Genomic DNA, 16,194 nt, shown 5'->3' with positions numbered 1-16,194 from the left:
AGATGGCACGGGTGTTAACGAACTGTCACATTTATACGGGGACTCGAGAAATTTTGAATGGCTACCTGCGATTTTCGGATCACATTCTGGGAATTGGTGAAATGGCCGCCTTTCAGCCGAGTTCCCATGACGATGTGATTTCTTTGTCTGGAGACATTGTTGTGCCGGGGTTCATTGACGTCCACGTTCATGGCGGTTATGGCATTGATTCAATGACCAACACCGCCACGGAACTCAGCCACATGGTCACTAAAATGCGTTCAGAGGGCGTCACGGGGGTTTTACTAACAACGATGACCCAATTCCCGAATCAGGAACGCCATGGTGACGATTAGGCAAGCCGCCACCATGAACCCGGCTATTTTAGGAATTCATCTGGAAGGGCCATTTGTGTCGCCAAAATTCAATGGGGCCCAGCCTCGCGATCAGATTCAACCGGCAAGCATTTCCAAGTTGGCCGATTGGCAGCGGGCCTCCGGAAATCGTGTGAAATTGCTGACCTATGCGCCGGAACTGAACCGATCGGCACGGTTTGAACGGTACTGCCAAGAAAATGGCATTCATCTTGCCGTCGGTCATAGCGACGCGCGGTTCGGCGATCTTGAGCAATGCCAAATCAACCACGTCACGCACCTGTTTAACGCCCAACGGGGTCTTCACCAGCGCGAACCCGGGGTGGTTGGCTATGCAATGTTAGACCACCAGTCAAAGGTCGAGTTAATTTGCGATGGCTTTCACGTGGTTTCGCCAGTTGTGAAAATTGCTTACCAAATAATAGGTCCTGACCGGTTGGAACTCGTAACGGATGCGATGGAAGCCAAGGGGATGCCGACTGGCCAGTATCAATTGGGCGGCCAGCCTGTGGCGGTTAAGAATGGTCGCGCCACGCTTTCGAACGGGCATTTAGCCGGCTCAGTGTTAACCTATGACGATGGTTTTCGAAACATGATTCAATTTACCGGGTGTTCAATTGCCGACGCCGTCAAAATGACTTCAACCAATCAAGCCAGGGAATTTCGGCTAAATGGGAAGGGGTCCCTTGAGCTGGGCAGTGATGCTGATCTGAATGTGTTTGACAAGCACCTGAACCTTATGGCAACGTATAGTTGTGGAAAATAATTTACAGAAAAACCAAAGGAGTTGGTAACAGTGGGTTTACCAATTTATATTCAAATTCATAATGACATTAAGCGCAATATTGAAGCCGAAAAATGGAAAATCGGTGATCGCATTCCTTCCGAACGAGAATTATCAACCGAGTTCGGTGTCAGTCGAATGACCTTACGGCAGGCAATTCAAACGTTAGTAGACGAAGGAATTTTAGAGCGGCGGGTTGGTTCTGGGACCTTTGTTGCCAATCAAAAGGTTCAAGAGAAGATGTCAGGAGTGACGGGGTTTACGGATTTGATGCTTGCACAGGGCAAGCAGCCGTCCAGTAAAACCATTTCCTATCACACGATGGAACCGTCTTTAAGTGAGATGGAAAAGCTTAAAATCACTCAGGATCAAGCTGTTTTGCGAATGGAGCGGATCCGTTATGGCGACAACGTGCCGATTTGTTTTGAAGTTGCCACCGTGCCTGAAAACATCGTTGCCGGTTTGGAAAAATCCGAAGTAACCAGTTCGCTTTACCGGACCCTTGAGCAGAAAAAGAATTTAAACCTGGGAAAGGCCCAGCAGACCGTTTCGGCGATGCTTGCTTCCGAACGAATCGCTGAATATCTGGACATTAAGCGCGGCGACGCTATTTTGCGGTTACGCCAGATTACATATCTTCAGGACGGGCGGCCGTTCGAATATGTTCGGACTCAGTATGTGGGTGACCGGTTCGAATTTTATTTGGAAAAAGGATAGGGTTGTCGGGGGCCATTATCGAGATGGTTAATAAAAAATCGAGTTACCGCAAAATGACGGTGACCCGATTTTTATTAGAATTGATCATGATTTTGTGAACCGCTGTTTGGTAACCGCCAGCAGGTACTTGGGGAGAATTGCCAATCGTGAAAAGCGGCTGGGTTCTTTTAGGGCGCGATAAAGCCACTCTAAGTGCATGTTCTGCCAACTTTGCGGCGCCCGCTTAACGGTTCCGGTGAGCACGTCGAATGATCCGCCAAGGCCCATCCATAAAGCATCTGCGGCGTGGCGATTTTTGGCAATAAATTCTTCCTGTTTTGGATAGCCGGTTGCCACGAAGACCATATCCGGGTGGGTTCGCTCGATGTCGGCCACGATATTACGATCATCTCCAAAGTAACCGTTGTGCGTTCCGGCAATTGTTAGCCCAGGGTATTTTTCGTGGACCACCTGCTTTAATTGATTAATGACCTCGGTTTTTGCGCCAACAAAGTAAGCTGACTTAAGGTTGTCACTGCCCCATGAGAGCAGGCGGGTGAATAGGTCGTAACCGGTGATTCGTTCGGCCAGGGGCTGTTTCAATAGTTTAGCACCAAGGACGATTCCGATCCCATCAGCGACAACGAAGTCGGCAGATGTTAGTAACTGCTTGTATAATCGATGTTCCCGCGCATACATGACGATTTCGGGGTTTGCCGTGACAACGAAGGTATTGGCGTGATCGTTAATCCGTTGCTGCAGGAGGCCTTCAAACGATGCCATGTCGGTATTTTCGAAGGGAATATCTAAAATTGAAATTTGCTCATTCGGACTTTGTTCTGTCATAAAATCTCCCGGTTTCTTCTGATTTAAATGAAAAATATTTGCAAAATTCTGGTCAAGAATCAGAATAATGATAGAATAAAACTTAACTAAATTAATTATATAACAAATTACACCAACAACTTATCTGGGAGGATAATTTAATAATATGCCAAAATTTGACAACTTAACCCTCCATACTGATTTCTATGAGATTAATATGATGGCGACCTATTTCGAAAAGCACATGCAGGACCGCCACGCAGTTTTTGAGGTGTTCTTTCGCAAATTACCATTTGGTAACGGTTACGCAGTGTTTGCGGGATTACAGCACGTCATCGAATACATTCAGGGGCTCAACTTTACCGATGATGATATCGACTATCTTCGGCAGGCAACCAATTATTCACCGGAATTTTTAGAATACTTACGGCATTTTCAGTTCCAGGGAACCATTCGCTCGGCGCTTGAAGGCGACCTGGTTTTTGCCAACGAGCCGATTATGCAGGTTGAAGGGACGATTTGTGAGTGTCAGCTGGTTGAAACCGCCATTTTAAATATCGTTAATTATCAGACATTGATTGCCACCAAGGCCTCCAGAATTCGGACGGTGGTGGGCGATGACCCACTAATGGAATTTGGCAGTCGCCGCGCTCAGGAAGTTTCCGCAGCTCTCTGGGGAAGCCGGGCAGCCATTATCGGGGGCTTTGATTCCACTTCGAATGTTTTAGCCGCCAAGGAATTTGGCATTCCAATCAGCGGAACTCACGCCCATTCCCTGGTTGAATCGTTTGGTAACGACTACGACGCGTTTAAAGCATACGCGCAAACCCACCATGATTGTGTCTTTTTGGTGGATACTTATGATACCCTTAAGAGTGGCGTGCCCAGCGCGATTCGGGTTGCTGATGAAATGGGTGATCGAATCAACTTTGTCGGCGTGCGCCTGGATTCCGGCGATATGGCCTACTTATCCAAACGGGTTCGGGAATTGCTGGACAACGCGGGTTATGAGGACACTAAAATTTTTGCGTCCAATGATATGGATGAAACGACGATTGCCAGTTTGAAAATGCAGCACGCCAAAATTGACGTTTGGGGGATTGGCACCAAATTGATTACCGCTTTTGATCAGCCAGCTCTGGGTGCGGTTTATAAAATGGTGGCCGTTGAACACGCTGACGGCAAAATGAGAGCAACAATCAAGATTTCCGGCAACGCTGAAAAGGTCTCAACCCCCGGCAAAAAGCAGGTGTGGCGAATCACCGATTCTCGTGATGGCAAGTCTGAAGGCGATTACGTCACTTTGTCAGATGAGGATCCCCGTCGTGAGAAATCCATTTACATGTTCCACCCAAACTACACGTACATTAATAAAACCGTTGAAAACTTTGATGCTAAGCCGTTGCTTCGGCCAATTTTTGAGAAGGGCAAGCTGATTTATACGGTGCCAACCCTTAAAGAAATTCAGCACTATGCCAAAAAAGAGCTAGCATCGCTGTGGCCGGAGTATAAACGGGAATTAAATCCGCAAAAATATCCGGTTGACCTTTCGCAAAAGTGCTGGGACAATAAACGTGATATTATTGAAAAGGTGCGGCAGTATGTTCAGCAAATTAACTTTTAAATCGAGGGATTGCGATGCGAAAAGAACAGGAAGCAATTATTAACGCGTTAAAGGTCAAACCAGAAATTGACCCACAGGCCGAAGTGCGGCGAAGTGTGGAATTCTTGAAAAGTTACCTGAAAAAGTACCCGTTTTTAAAATCATTGGTTTTGGGAATTTCAGGCGGTCAGGATTCAACGCTTGCCGGTAAACTCGCCCAAATGGCCGTTTCCGAACTGCGTGACGAAACCCACGACAATGACTATCAATTTATTGCCGTTCGCTTGCCCTATGGGGTTCAAGCTGATGAATCAGATGCTCTGGCAGCGATTCAGTACATCGAAGCTGACAAGACCTTCCGGGTGGATATTAAGCCGGCCGTTGACGCCGCTGTTGATGCGGTTGAAGCCAATGGGATTACCATCAGTGATTTTAACAAGGGAAATGTCAAGGCTCGTCAACGGATGATTGCCCAGTATGCGATTGCCGGTCAAACTGCCGGGGCAGTGGTGGGGACCGACCACGCGGCCGAAGCGGTTACCGGATTTTACACCAAGTTTGGTGATGGCGCCGCTGATATTACCCCACTGTGGCGCTTGGATAAACGGCAGGGCAAGCAATTGCTTGAATTGTTAGGGGCTCCTGAGCATCTTTACAAAAAGACGCCAACGGCTGACCTTGAAGACAATCGACCGGCATTACCTGATGAAGTTGCCCTTGGGGTGACTTACCAAGACATCGATAATTATCTCGAAGGCAAGGCGGTTTCACAAAAAGCAGCTGAAACAATTGAAGGCTGGTATCAACGAACCGAACATAAGCGCCACACCCCGATTAATGTTTACGATACATTTTGGAAGTAATTAAACGTGACATGCTATTAATATTTAGGTATAATATTCTCAAATAAAGGGAGTAACCAGCAATTGTAATTGCGAATATCTCGTCAACGTGAAATCAGTGATTTCCGGGATATTTCTTAAATGGTGAGACTTATGAATTCTTTTCAGAAGAGTTTATGGGCCTCGCCATTTTTAATCAATCAGTTAATTTGGTGAGGCTGGTCGTATACAAGGATTAGAGGAGGAAATGAATGAAGGAACAGAAAAAGGTGTTTTATCAACAATCAGTCGATGAGGTGATGAATCAGATGCAGGCGGATCCAAAGGGCTTATCTGACCAGCAGGTTGCCCAGCGGCGAGAACAATTTGGATTTAATCGGCTGCAAGCCAAACGGCGAACCACAATTTTTGAAAAATTTTTGGCGCAATTCAAAGACCTCATGATTATCATCTTAATTATTGCGGCTATTATTGCTGGAATTGCCGGCGAACACGTTGACGCGGCGATTATTTTGGCAGTGGTAATTTTGAATGCTGTCTTTGGGGTTTTTCAAGAATCGAAAGCCGAAAATGCGATTGATTCATTAAAGGAAATGTCCGCCCCAATGGCGACCGTCCTGAGAAACGGTCGGCAGACCACCGTGAAGAGTGAGGAGATCGTTCCCGGTGATATGGTTTTACTGGAAGCGGGGGATGTGGTACCGGCAGATATTCGTTTGACCGAGGCAAATACCTTAAAGATTGAGGAAGCTGCCCTAACCGGGGAATCGGTTCCGGTGAATAAAACCACCGCGACCATTAACGATTCGGATTTACCCCTTGGTGATCGGAAAAACCTGGGATTCATGAACAGTAATGTCACCTCTGGTCGCGGCGTTGGCGTGGTCATTGGGACGGGGATGAATACCGAGGTCGGTAAGATTGCCCACATGTTAAATACGACGGAAGAGGCCACCACGCCGCTTCAGGAAAATTTGAACAAGCTGGGAAAGGTCCTCACGATCTTAATTTTGGTAATCGCCGTGGTTGTGTTTGCGGTTGGGATGTGGCGGGGGCAAGAAACCCTGATTAATATGCTGCTGACGGCTATTTCGTTGGCCGTCGCGGCCATTCCCGAAGGCCTGCCGGCGATTGTAACGGTGACCTTGGCAATTGGGACCCAGCAGATGGCGCGCCACCGCGCTTTAATTCGGAAGCTTCAGGCAGTTGAAACGCTTGGAAGCACGGATATTATTTGCTCGGACAAAACTGGAACGCTGACCCAAAATAAAATGACCGTTGAGAAGGTCTTTCAAAACGGCGAACTGCTGGATTCAGCCAAGACCCAATTATCTTTGGATGACCGGTTAGCCCAAATCATGGTGTTGAACAATGATACGAAATACCTGCAGGAGGGGCTGGGTGGTGACCCAACCGAAACGGCGCTGGTTTCTTTTTATCTCAACCAGCAACTGCCCGTTCAACAGTTTGTCAATGGCCATCAACGATTGGCGGAAATTCCCTTTGATTCTGAACGAAAATTGATGACAACCTACAATCAGATGCCAGACGGGATTATGATGACCATGAAGGGGGCCCCGGATCAACTGCTTCAACGGGTTACCCAAGTCCTGGATAATGGCAAGGTTCGGCCGATTACTGACGCGGATCGAAAGACGATTCAGACAACTAATCATGATTTGGCAACCCAAGCATTACGAGTCTTGGGATTTGCTTACCGGATGGTTGATGAAGTGCCCGCCGACTTAACATCGGCAGCCCAGGAGCACGACATGATTCTGACTGGGTTGATTGGGATGATTGATCCCGAACGGCCCGAAGTTGCTCAAGCCGTTGCCGAAGCGAAGGCTGCTGGAATTAAATCCGTCATGATTACTGGGGATCATCAGGATACCGCGCAGGCGATCGCAAATCGACTAGGAATTATTGGCCGTGGCGATTCAAACGACAAGGTCATTAATGGCGCGCAACTTGACGATATGACCGATGAGCAATTCGAAAAATCAGTTGGGGATATCGCGGTTTATGCCCGCGTGGCCCCGGAGCACAAGGTACGGATTGTGAATGCCTGGCAGAAACGAGGGAAGGTTGTTGCCATGACTGGGGATGGCGTGAATGATGCCCCAGCCCTCAAGGCCGCCGACATTGGCGTTGGTATGGGAATTACCGGGACCGAAGTTTCCAAAGAGGCCAGCGATATGGTCCTGGCAGATGATAACTTTGCGACGATTGTGACAGCAGTTAAGGCTGGCCGAAAAGTATTTGCAAATATTCAAAAGTCCCTGCAGTACCTGCTTTCCGCCAACCTTGGAGAAGTTCTCACACTATTTGTGATGACAATGATGGGTTGGGAGATCTTGGCACCGGTTCAGATCCTATGGATTAATCTGGTGACCGATACCTTCCCAGCAATTGCGTTAGGAGTCGAACCCGCTGAGCCGGGAATTATGAAACGCCAGCCCCGGGGGCGGTCCTCCAACTTTCTTTCCGGCGGAATTATGAGTAATATTCTTTACCAAGGATTCTTTGAAGGGGCGATCACGCTTGCCGTCTACGCCTTTGCCATCCTTAATCCGGTCCACGCTTCCGAAACGCTGATCCACGCCGATGCGTTGACCATGGCTTACGCGACGCTGGGGCTCATTCAGTTGTTCCACGCGTTTAACTCAAAGACGATTCATCAATCTATTTTCAGAGTGGGGCTGTTCAAAAACAAGTTCTTTAACTGGGCACTGTTGGGGTCGGCACTTCTGTTAATTCTCACAATTGCCGTGCCTGGGTTTAACCAGATGTTCCACGTCACGAACCTGGCAGCATCGCAGTGGCTGGTTGTCGTAATTGGTGGATTTATGATCGTTGTGATTTCAGAAGTAGTAAAATATATCCAGCGGCATTTTTTGCACCAACAATAAAATAAGATTTAAGAATCGGGGGAACTGTTTTGAAACCACAAGATTTACAAAGATACGCAAAAATTGTTTCAGATGTCATCGAGGCCACTCAGACTAACGGTGAAGATTTAAATGCTGATTATGAGACGCTTAGAAAGGCGATTGACAGCGATCAGGTTTCCGACCTGTCCAGTGATCAGCTGACCAAGATTAAGGCCCACTTTCAATCGGGAACCGACAAATATAACGACAACGTTAACCAGCTGCAACAAGCGCCGGTACCAGTTAAAGTTTTGGGTAAGCATAAAATGCTGGTTCGAGCCTATGAGGATTACGCTGCCGCCTGTCAAGCAATGACTGACAGTATTGACCCGGCTAAGCAGGTTGTCGCCGTTGACGCGTTTAACCAGGCTGAAAAGGATCAAGAGGCTCACATTGCAAAGGTATCTGACGTGACGACGCGGATTATGGGGTTGTTGGCATAGGATTGAACAAATTGATTGCTCAATTCAGCATGATATAACAGACTTACACGAGAAAAGGTTGGGACAAAGGGTCAAATTGTCTCAGCCCTTTTCATTTTTTCTGACTAAGGCGTGGCCAAAATGGCGGCTCCAAGCCGTTTTTGTGGCCATTCGGAAATGAGTGGTTCCTTTACGCCGTGTGGTTTGGGCTCGGTTTCAATTTAACTGCTGATTTTCCCAATCTCTTCGTTAAATCAGTCAATTTTGCATGATATAATAGTTGTTAGATTAATGATAAGGTGGCTTACTTTGTATGGATACGATGCTTGCTGAAAAGATTCACCGCGATTTGCCGAAAATTCGCGTTAACCAAATTAACGAAACCCTTAAAATGCTGGATGAAGGCGACACGGTGCCTTTCATTGCCCGGTATCGAAAGGAACGGACTGCCAACCTGGATGAAGTGCAAATTCGTGACATTCAAACTTCAGCGCACCGGATTCAAACGCTGGATAAACGAAAAGCCGAGGTCATCAAAATTATTGATGAGCAAAACCAGTTAACTCCTGGTCTCAAAAAGCAGCTTGAAGCCGCGACGGTTCTGCAGCAGGTGGAAGACCTATACTTACCGTACAAGCAGAAGCGCCGCACCAAGGCGACGATTGCCAAAGAAAAGGGATTACTTCCGCTCGCCAAAGCGGCCCTTTCCTTTCAAGAAAACTTGGCTGATATGATGACTGCTGCAGTTGATCCGGATAAGGAACTGCCGGATAAGCAGGCGGTGATCGATGGAATTCACGAAATTATTGCCGAAGAGGTTGGCGATAGTGCCAAGTTTCGGGAGTGGATTCGGCGTAACACGCAGCAGTATGGGGAGATTGAAACTAGACTCAAACGCGGCCATCAAGATGATGATGAAGCCGGAACCTACCAGCAGTATTATGACTTCAAGCAGCCGGTAAAGACAATTCCGTCTTACCGGACCCTGGCAATTAATCGGGGGGAAAAGGATCACATTCTGTCGGTGAAAATTACGGTGAACGAGACGCCGATCAACTGGTTTTTGACGTCTAATATGGTTGGCAAGCATACCGGACTGGCTGCCGATATTGTGTCTGCGGCTGTTTTAGATGGTTATCAACGATTCATTGGCCCGGCAATTGAACGGGAAATTCGCAAGGATCTCACTGAGAAGGCGGCTAATCACGCCATTGAGGTATTTGGCAAAAACCTCTACAATCTTCTGATGCAGGCCCCGCTGAAGGGCCGCGTTGTGATGGGGTTCGACCCGGCTTATCGAACGGGATGTAAACTCGCAGTTGTCGATAAGAATGGCAAGTTCCTGGACAAAACGGTGATTTATCCGCATAAACCTGCCAGTGCCGAGAAACGGGCTGCCGCAGAGGGACTGTTTATTGATTTCATTAATAAAAATCACGTTGAAATGATCGCAATTGGCAACGGAACCGCCAGTCGCGAATCCGAGCAGTTTGTTGCTGCCGCGATTAAAAAAATTAAAACGCCGGTGTTTTACGTAATTGTCAATGAGGCTGGCGCGTCAGTCTATTCCGCAAGTCAGGTTGCGCGGGATGAATTTCCGGATTTCAGTGTTGAACAGCGGTCGGCCGTCAGTATCGCCCGCCGAATTCAAGATCCGTTGTCTGAGCTGGTTAAGATTGACCCGCAGGCAATTGGGGTTGGCCAGTATCAGCATGATGTGCCGCAAAAGCAGTTGGGCGAAAAGTTGGATCAGGTTGTTGAAACCGCGGTTAACCAAGTGGGTGTGAATTTAAACACAGCCAGTCCGGATCTGCTCGTTCATATTTCCGGGTTAACCAAGGCAACGGCTAATAATATTGTGAAATTTCGAAATAAAACCGGCCAATTTTTGGATCGTCAGGACCTTAAAAAGGTTCCGCGCCTGGGACCAAAAGCCTTTGAACAGGCCGTTGGTTTTCTGCGAATCATTGATGGTGACAACCCCTTGGATAATACGGACATTCATCCGGAGAGCTATCCGGCGGCCACCCAGTTACTGACAACCTACCAGTTAACCATTGAGGACCTGGGCCAGCCGGTGGTCACTCAGAAATTGGCTGGGATTGATCTTGACGACCTATCCAAACGGTTGGGAGTTGGAACCGCCACTCTAAAAGATATTGTGAAGGGCGTTGAAACTCCTGGGCGGGACCTTCGTGATGACATGCCCGCACCACTTCTGAAAAAAGATGTGCTGACGATGGCGGATCTTAAAGTGGGGATGAAGCTGCAGGGAACCGTTCGTAACGTGGTTGATTTCGGGGTATTTGTTGACATCGGGGTTAAGCAGGATGGCTTGGTTCATATTTCAAAAATGAGCGACCACTTCATCAAGGACCCCAGCAAAGTTGCTGCCGTTGGCGACATTGTGACGGTTTGGATAGCCGCCGTTGACGTTGATCGTCACCGAATTCAATTAACGATGGTCGACCCGACTAAATAAATGGCATCGTAGAGGGGATTACAGCGTGACAAATCAAGAGCTTCAAACATTAGTAGAAAGAATTTCAAAACAATCATTTGCCAAACCATTTCGGCACCGCGCGTACTTTAATGCCCGGCTGCGAACAACTGGCGGACGTTATCATTTGAACACCCATGATATCGACATTAATCCAAAGATGGTGGGTGGGGAGGACAATGCGGTCCTAATCGGCATTATTAAGCACGAACTCTGTCACTATCATCTACACTTGGCAGGTTATAGTGGTAATCATGGCAGTCGGGCCTTTAAGCAGTTACTCAAGGCCGTCGGCGGTTCCCGCTACGCGCCGCGTCTAAATGATCACCCGCAGCCCTATCGATACCTCTATCGCTGTTCACATTGCGGTTTGGTTTATCATCGAAAACGACGGATCGATCTGCATAAGTTTGTGTGCGGTCGCTGTCACGGCCAGTTACAGCTGGTTTCGGACATGAGTGCGTAGGCGCCCGTTTTAATAATGACGATTACGTGATTGATTTGATAAATAATAAGTGAGGAGAATCACTATGGCAAAGATTATTGTTCGCGTTCCGGCAACATCGGCAAATATTGGTTCCGGCATTGACTCGGTGGGCATTGCCCTTCATATGTATTACACGGTCATCGTCGAGGAACAGACGGATAAGTGGAAAGTTAACCATGCGCTGGGAAGTGATATTCCAACCGATGAACGGAATTTAATCGTTCAAACTATTTTGAAGGTGGATCCGGATATTCACCCCCACCAATTGACCGTTATTTCAGACGTTCCGATCGCCCACGGGTTAGGATCCAGTACGACCGCGGTGGTTGCCGGTATTAAGATTGCCAATACATTAGGTGAGCTGAATTTATCAATTGAGGATCAGCTGACGCTGGGAGCTAAATTTGAAAAGCACCCTGAAAATGTGGCGGCGGCAATGCTTGGTGGCATGGCGGTCTCAATGTTTGATGGTGAAAAGGCAATCGCGACGAAGCTGCCGTTGCCGGCCATTGATATTCTGACGTATATTCGACCGGACGGGTTAAGTGAAGTGCAGAGCCGCAAGAAACTTCCTAAAACCATTGATTATGAGACGGCGGTGAAGGCCAGCAGTAAAGAAAATGTCTTTGTCGCGTTGGTGAGCCAAGGGAAGTTTGACCAGGCACTGCCACTCATTGAAGATGATCAGTTTCACGAACCCTATCGAAAAGATTTGGTTCCCGAAATGGCAGTGATCCGCCAGACGGCTCACAAACTCGGAATCTATGGCACCTATTTGAGTGGTGCGGGGCCAACCGTGGCTGTTTTGGGTGAAAAATCCGCTTTGATCCAATTGCGAATTGATTTGGAACAGAAGGGCCTAAATGGCAGCTTGCGACTGCTCTCGATCGATGATCAGGGCGCAACGGTCCGTGGTGAATGACGCTTAGCTTGGTTCAACGAATAAAATAACGGTTTTTGAATGATTTTCAAAAAAGTGATTGTCAGCGCCCCGAATTTTTGTTATAATTTTATTCGTTGATGCGGCCATGGCGGAATTGGCAGACGCGCAAGATTAAGGATCTTGTCGAGAATTATCTCGGTGGAAGTTCGAATCTTCTTGGCCGCATAATTAAGTTCGGGTCATTACTTTATGTAGTGGGTCGGACTTTTTTCATGCAGTCCTTTGTGAGTTATTTTTCAAGTAACTCCTGAAACTGGATTGCCGATTTGACGGGTTCGCGTTATCTTGGAGATAACCGAAACGTAAATAAACCTTTTAATGAAAGTTGGCCAGCTATGAATTATTTTATTTTTGACGTGGACGGAACGCTAATTGATTCGGAACAGATGTACATGTTACCCCTGCAAAAAGTTCTCAAGAAGCACGGGTATGATGTATCCGATGCTGCGGTTGAAAAGGTGTTCGGCATCACGGCCGCCGATGCCCTGAAGATTTTAAAAGTGAGGGACCCGGATCAAATTCAGAAAGAATGGTTTGCCGAGATTTCGAACTTTAAGCAGTACGCCCACGTTTATCCCGGCATCAAAGCCGCATTGGGCGTTCTTCACGCTGATCCGGCTAATCAAATGGCCATTGCCACTTCAAAAGTTGAGGCCGAGTTTCATCGTGATGTGACGCGTTTCAACCTAGACGACTTTTTTGATGCGTTTGTTTTTTCAAATGAGATCAAACGGGGGAAACCGGCACCTGATTTGGTGCTGAAGGGCATTGAGAAGCTGTCAGCTTCCCCGGAAGCGACCATCTACATTGGCGACACCATTTATGACATGCAGGCTGCCCATGCCGCAAACGTGGCGTTTGGCTTGGCAGGATGGCGAACCAAAAAAACGGCGGCCTTCAAGGATGCCGACTATGATTTTGAAACCCCCGCGGAAATGCTGAAGATTGACGCGTTGAGCGACTAGTCAACCGATTTTTGCGAGCCGTCCTGGTACCGGTATTTTTTGGCCGCCGGGCGACATGGTTATGGTATATTTAGGGTAATTAGAAATTCAATGATATGAAAAGAGTGATGAACTTGGTTTCAATTATTGTTGCGAGTCACGGGCAATTAGCCGGGGCGTTAATCTCAACTTCCGAGATGATTGCCGGCCCTCAAAAGGACGTGAGCGCCGTTACATTGGCGCCCAGTGATGGGATAAAGGATTTAGCTGAGAAGTTTGCCAAAGCCAAACAGGCGGCCGCTCAGAAAGAGATTTTGATCTTTGCCGATTTATGGGGTGGGTCACCATTTAATGCCGCAACGCAACTGGTGGCTGCAGATCCCAAGCACACGGCGTTGATCGCGGGGGTTAATCTGCCGCTCTTAATTGAAGCTTACATGGTTAGAGATCAGGAACTTTCAAAGATTGTGACCCATTTAAACGAAATTTCAGACGGGTCAATCAAACAATTTAAGATGCCAGATCAGTTAGATGGAGAGGATGACTTACTATGACGATGGATATTCGGTTAGCTCGTGTTGACAGTCGCCTATTGCATGGGCAAGTGGCAACCTTTTGGACTCGGTTTGTGCAGCCGAATCGAATCATGGTTGTTTCCGATAGCGTTGCTAAGGACAATTTGCGAAAAACCCTGATTACCCAGGTAGCACCACCTGGTGTCAAGGCGAACGTTGTGTCAGTTAATAAAATGATTCGCGCCTATTTTGATTCCCGTTTTGATTCATTTAACACGCTACTACTGACGGAGAATGTTGGCGATATGCTGCGCCTGGCAGAGGGCGGTGTTGATTTTAGTCAGGTTGGAATTAACATTGGCAGTATCGCCTATACGGAAGGCATGACAATGATCACCGATGCCGTTGCGATGGATGATCATACTGCTAAACAGGTGGCGGCATTAGTCAACGACTTTCATTTGGACGTCACGGCTCAAAAAATTCCTGCTGATAAGAAGATTGATCTGCTCAGCCTCATAAAGAAAAAGAATTTTAATCTTGAATAGAGGGTAAATTGATGGCATTAAGTGCTTGGATTCTAACTTTGATTGTGGCTTTTTTTGTTGGCTGCGACGGAATTTTGGACGAGTGGCAGCTGTTTCAGCCACTGGTTGCCTGTACCTTAATTGGCATTGCCACCGGAAATATGAGCGCCGGTATTTTGCTGGGCGCAACGCTTCAGATGATTACAATTGGTTGGATGAATGTCGGCGCCGCTGTTGCCCCCGACGTTAGTTTGCCGGCGGTTATTTCGGCTTTGCTGGTTTGTGGTCCGGCTGCGTTAAGTATGAAACATGGGATTGCGGTGGCGATTCCCTTCGCGGTCGTGGGGCAAATCCTAAATGTGTTTATTCGGAAGCGGATGGGATGGCTGATTCACCGGGCAGATCGCGCGGCTGATGACGGTGACCTGCGACGAATGAATCGGATTCACCTGGTTAGTTTGGGAATTCAGGGGATGCGCGTTATGATTCCAACGTTGCTGGTGATGCTTATCAGTCCCCGATATATTCATCAGTTGGCTTCGGCGGTTCCAAACGTGGTGACGACTGGAATTGACATTTCGGTTGGAATGGTCGCCGCAGTTGGGTTTGCAATTATTATCAATATGATGGCCGATAAGGCGCTGTGGTGGTGGCTGATCGGCGGCTTTGTGCTGGCCGTCGTGACTGGACTCAACATTTTTGTGCTGACAATTATTGGCTTGGTTTTGACGGCGGTCTATATCTGGTTTTCGAATCGGCACCCGGATAGCAGCCATGATAGTGGCGATGTCGATGAACTGGATGATTTTGACCGAGATTTAGACGATTTGTAGAGGATTGAGGGACGTTAATGAATCAGGAGTCACATCAGCAATCAACAGGTAAGCAGTTGCCGAAACTTCAACTGACAGATTTTGTCAGCGTCTTTTGGCGATCCAGTTTTGAGCAAGCCTCTTGGAACTATGAGCGGATGCAGAATTTAGGATTCGCCTATATTATGTCGCCAGCGATTAAACGACTCTATCCCGATAAGCAAGAGCGGATTGCGGCAATGAAGCGCCATTTGCTTTTTTTCAATACGTCGCCGATCATGCAGTCCTTGGTTACCGGGGTGGTGTTAAATCTCGAGGAACAACGGGCTGACGGCCAGCCGGTATCAGCCGAAGACATTTCCGCAGTCAAAACTGCCATGATGGGCCCCCTTGGCGGAATTGGCGATCCGGTGTGGCTGGGGACGATTCGTCCGGTATTATCAGCGTTGGCGGCGAGTGTTGTTCTGAGTGGTTTTGGCATTTACGGCCCGATTCTGTTTTTTGCCGGCTGGAATCTGCTGCGACTCGGATTTCGATATTCTGCCCAGAAGTTTGGCTATCAGCGCGGAACGGATATCATCAACCTGTTTGGTTCCGGAATTTTAAAGGTGGTTACCCGGGCCTCCGCGGTCTTTGGAATGTTCATGATGGGGACCTTTATTGCCAAATGGGTCCGAATTGATTTTAACCTGGGCCGGATTTCCGCATTTCCGCACTTTGTTTGGCTGGACCGCGGGATTTCAGCTTTGGCGGCAATGTTACTGACCATCATCTGTATCTGGCTCATTCGGAAACGGCTGTCGCCAATTTGGGCAATTATTATCCTGTTTATTTTGGGTGTGCTCGGCTATGCCGGGGGGATTTTAAGTTAAAATGACTTTTGAAACGCTGATCTTGCGGGTTGCTTTAGGCGCCATTGAGATTGGCTTTTTATTTAAAAATGATTGAACATCAAAAGCGCGGCCACAAACCGAATGAACGATTTGTGACCGCGCTGAAGTTTTACAC

Annotated in this window: 14 protein-coding genes, 1 tRNA gene and 1 pseudogene; 15 read left to right on the top strand and 1 reads right to left on the bottom strand. The window is 47.7% G+C overall.

What is annotated here, in order from left to right; genetic code table 11:
- Positions 1 to 2 precede the first annotated feature (2 nt).
- Positions 3 to 1,119 (top strand): annotated as a pseudogene (nagA, locus tag FD47_RS02220) (N-acetylglucosamine-6-phosphate deacetylase).
- Positions 1,120 to 1,149: 30 nt separating this feature from the next.
- Entirely contained in the window at positions 1,150 to 1,854 is a 705-nt protein-coding gene (locus tag FD47_RS02215; RefSeq protein WP_054732669.1) for a GntR family transcriptional regulator, read from the top strand.
- A gap of 84 nt (positions 1,855 to 1,938) precedes the next feature.
- On the opposite strand, the gene FD47_RS02210 is transcribed toward FD47_RS02215, so the two are convergent.
- On the bottom strand, positions 1,939 to 2,679 hold the full coding sequence (locus FD47_RS02210) for a WecB/TagA/CpsF family glycosyltransferase (RefSeq protein WP_054732666.1): 741 nt from the start codon (positions 2,677 to 2,679) through the stop codon (positions 1,939 to 1,941).
- 145 nt (positions 2,680 to 2,824) lie between these two features.
- On the opposite strand from FD47_RS02210, the gene FD47_RS02205 reads away from it, so the two are divergent.
- The 13 genes from FD47_RS02205 to FD47_RS02145 all read left to right on the top strand — a co-directional run bounded on the left by FD47_RS02205 (position 2,825) and on the right by FD47_RS02145 (position 16,058).
- The gene (locus FD47_RS02205) at positions 2,825 to 4,282 is read left to right on the top strand and encodes a nicotinate phosphoribosyltransferase (protein ID WP_056979996.1); all 1,458 of its coding nucleotides are present in this window, start codon (positions 2,825 to 2,827) and stop codon (positions 4,280 to 4,282) included.
- 14 nt (positions 4,283 to 4,296) lie between these two features.
- Complete coding sequence (gene nadE / locus FD47_RS02200; protein ID WP_054732662.1) at positions 4,297 to 5,124, top strand: ammonia-dependent NAD(+) synthetase; 828 nt, start codon at positions 4,297 to 4,299, stop codon at positions 5,122 to 5,124.
- A gap of 230 nt (positions 5,125 to 5,354) precedes the next feature.
- The gene (locus FD47_RS02195; protein ID WP_056979995.1) at positions 5,355 to 8,015 is read left to right on the top strand and encodes a calcium-translocating P-type ATPase, PMCA-type; all 2,661 of its coding nucleotides are present in this window, start codon (positions 5,355 to 5,357) and stop codon (positions 8,013 to 8,015) included.
- Positions 8,016 to 8,044: 29 nt separating this feature from the next.
- On the top strand, positions 8,045 to 8,479 hold the full coding sequence (locus tag FD47_RS02190; RefSeq protein WP_054732658.1) for a hypothetical protein: 435 nt from the start codon (positions 8,045 to 8,047) through the stop codon (positions 8,477 to 8,479).
- Positions 8,480 to 8,771: 292 nt separating this feature from the next.
- The gene (locus tag FD47_RS02185; protein WP_056979994.1) at positions 8,772 to 10,940 is read left to right on the top strand and encodes a Tex family protein; all 2,169 of its coding nucleotides are present in this window, start codon (positions 8,772 to 8,774) and stop codon (positions 10,938 to 10,940) included.
- A 25-nt stretch (positions 10,941 to 10,965) separates the two neighbouring features.
- Positions 10,966 to 11,424: a SprT family protein gene (locus tag FD47_RS02180; RefSeq protein WP_008211682.1), complete on the top strand. Its 459-nt coding sequence runs from the start codon at positions 10,966 to 10,968 to the stop codon at positions 11,422 to 11,424.
- A 64-nt stretch (positions 11,425 to 11,488) separates the two neighbouring features.
- Complete coding sequence (thrB, locus tag FD47_RS02175; protein WP_054732656.1) at positions 11,489 to 12,367, top strand: homoserine kinase; 879 nt, start codon at positions 11,489 to 11,491, stop codon at positions 12,365 to 12,367.
- Positions 12,368 to 12,467: 100 nt separating this feature from the next.
- Positions 12,468 to 12,553, top strand: a tRNA-Leu gene (locus tag FD47_RS02170).
- A 170-nt stretch (positions 12,554 to 12,723) separates the two neighbouring features.
- Complete coding sequence (locus FD47_RS02165; protein ID WP_056979993.1) at positions 12,724 to 13,353, top strand: HAD family hydrolase; 630 nt, start codon at positions 12,724 to 12,726, stop codon at positions 13,351 to 13,353.
- A gap of 95 nt (positions 13,354 to 13,448) precedes the next feature.
- Positions 13,449 to 13,886, top strand: a complete 438-nt coding sequence (locus FD47_RS02160; RefSeq protein ID WP_225425082.1) for a PTS sugar transporter subunit IIA — start codon at positions 13,449 to 13,451, stop codon at positions 13,884 to 13,886.
- Entirely contained in the window at positions 13,883 to 14,395 is a 513-nt protein-coding gene (locus FD47_RS02155; RefSeq protein ID WP_008211691.1) for a PTS sugar transporter subunit IIB, read from the top strand. The genes FD47_RS02160 and FD47_RS02155 overlap by 4 nt, the downstream gene beginning before the upstream one ends.
- Positions 14,396 to 14,406: 11 nt before the next feature.
- On the top strand, positions 14,407 to 15,207 hold the full coding sequence (locus FD47_RS02150) for a PTS sugar transporter subunit IIC (RefSeq protein ID WP_054732652.1): 801 nt from the start codon (positions 14,407 to 14,409) through the stop codon (positions 15,205 to 15,207).
- Between the two features lie 17 nt (positions 15,208 to 15,224).
- The gene (locus FD47_RS02145) at positions 15,225 to 16,058 is read left to right on the top strand and encodes a PTS system mannose/fructose/sorbose family transporter subunit IID (protein ID WP_054732647.1); all 834 of its coding nucleotides are present in this window, start codon (positions 15,225 to 15,227) and stop codon (positions 16,056 to 16,058) included.
- The last annotated feature ends 136 nt before the right edge of the window (positions 16,059 to 16,194 follow it).

This window comes from Lentilactobacillus parafarraginis DSM 18390 = JCM 14109, assembly GCF_001435895.1.
Taxonomy (GTDB): Bacteria; Bacillota; Bacilli; order Lactobacillales; family Lactobacillaceae; genus Lentilactobacillus; species Lentilactobacillus parafarraginis.
This window is presented reverse-complemented; position numbering and strand designations above follow the sequence as displayed.

Coding starts and splice junctions, on each gene's coding strand:
- FD47_RS02160 (WP_225425082.1), top strand. CDS start 13,449: ATGAAAAGAGTGATGAACTTGGTTTCAATTATTGTTGCGAGTCACGGG.
- FD47_RS02165 (WP_056979993.1), top strand. CDS start 12,724: ATGAATTATTTTATTTTTGACGTGGACGGAACGCTAATTGATTCGGAA.
- FD47_RS02205 (WP_056979996.1), top strand. CDS start 2,825: ATGCCAAAATTTGACAACTTAACCCTCCATACTGATTTCTATGAGATT.
- FD47_RS02150 (WP_054732652.1), top strand. CDS start 14,407: ATGGCATTAAGTGCTTGGATTCTAACTTTGATTGTGGCTTTTTTTGTT.
- FD47_RS02155 (WP_008211691.1), top strand. CDS start 13,883: ATGACGATGGATATTCGGTTAGCTCGTGTTGACAGTCGCCTATTGCAT.
- FD47_RS02210 (WP_054732666.1), bottom strand. CDS start 2,679: ATGACAGAACAAAGTCCGAATGAGCAAATTTCAATTTTAGATATTCCC.
- FD47_RS02195 (WP_056979995.1), top strand. CDS start 5,355: ATGAAGGAACAGAAAAAGGTGTTTTATCAACAATCAGTCGATGAGGTG.
- FD47_RS02185 (WP_056979994.1), top strand. CDS start 8,772: ATGGATACGATGCTTGCTGAAAAGATTCACCGCGATTTGCCGAAAATT.
- thrB (WP_054732656.1), top strand. CDS start 11,489: ATGGCAAAGATTATTGTTCGCGTTCCGGCAACATCGGCAAATATTGGT.
- nadE (WP_054732662.1), top strand. CDS start 4,297: ATGCGAAAAGAACAGGAAGCAATTATTAACGCGTTAAAGGTCAAACCA.
- FD47_RS02145 (WP_054732647.1), top strand. CDS start 15,225: ATGAATCAGGAGTCACATCAGCAATCAACAGGTAAGCAGTTGCCGAAA.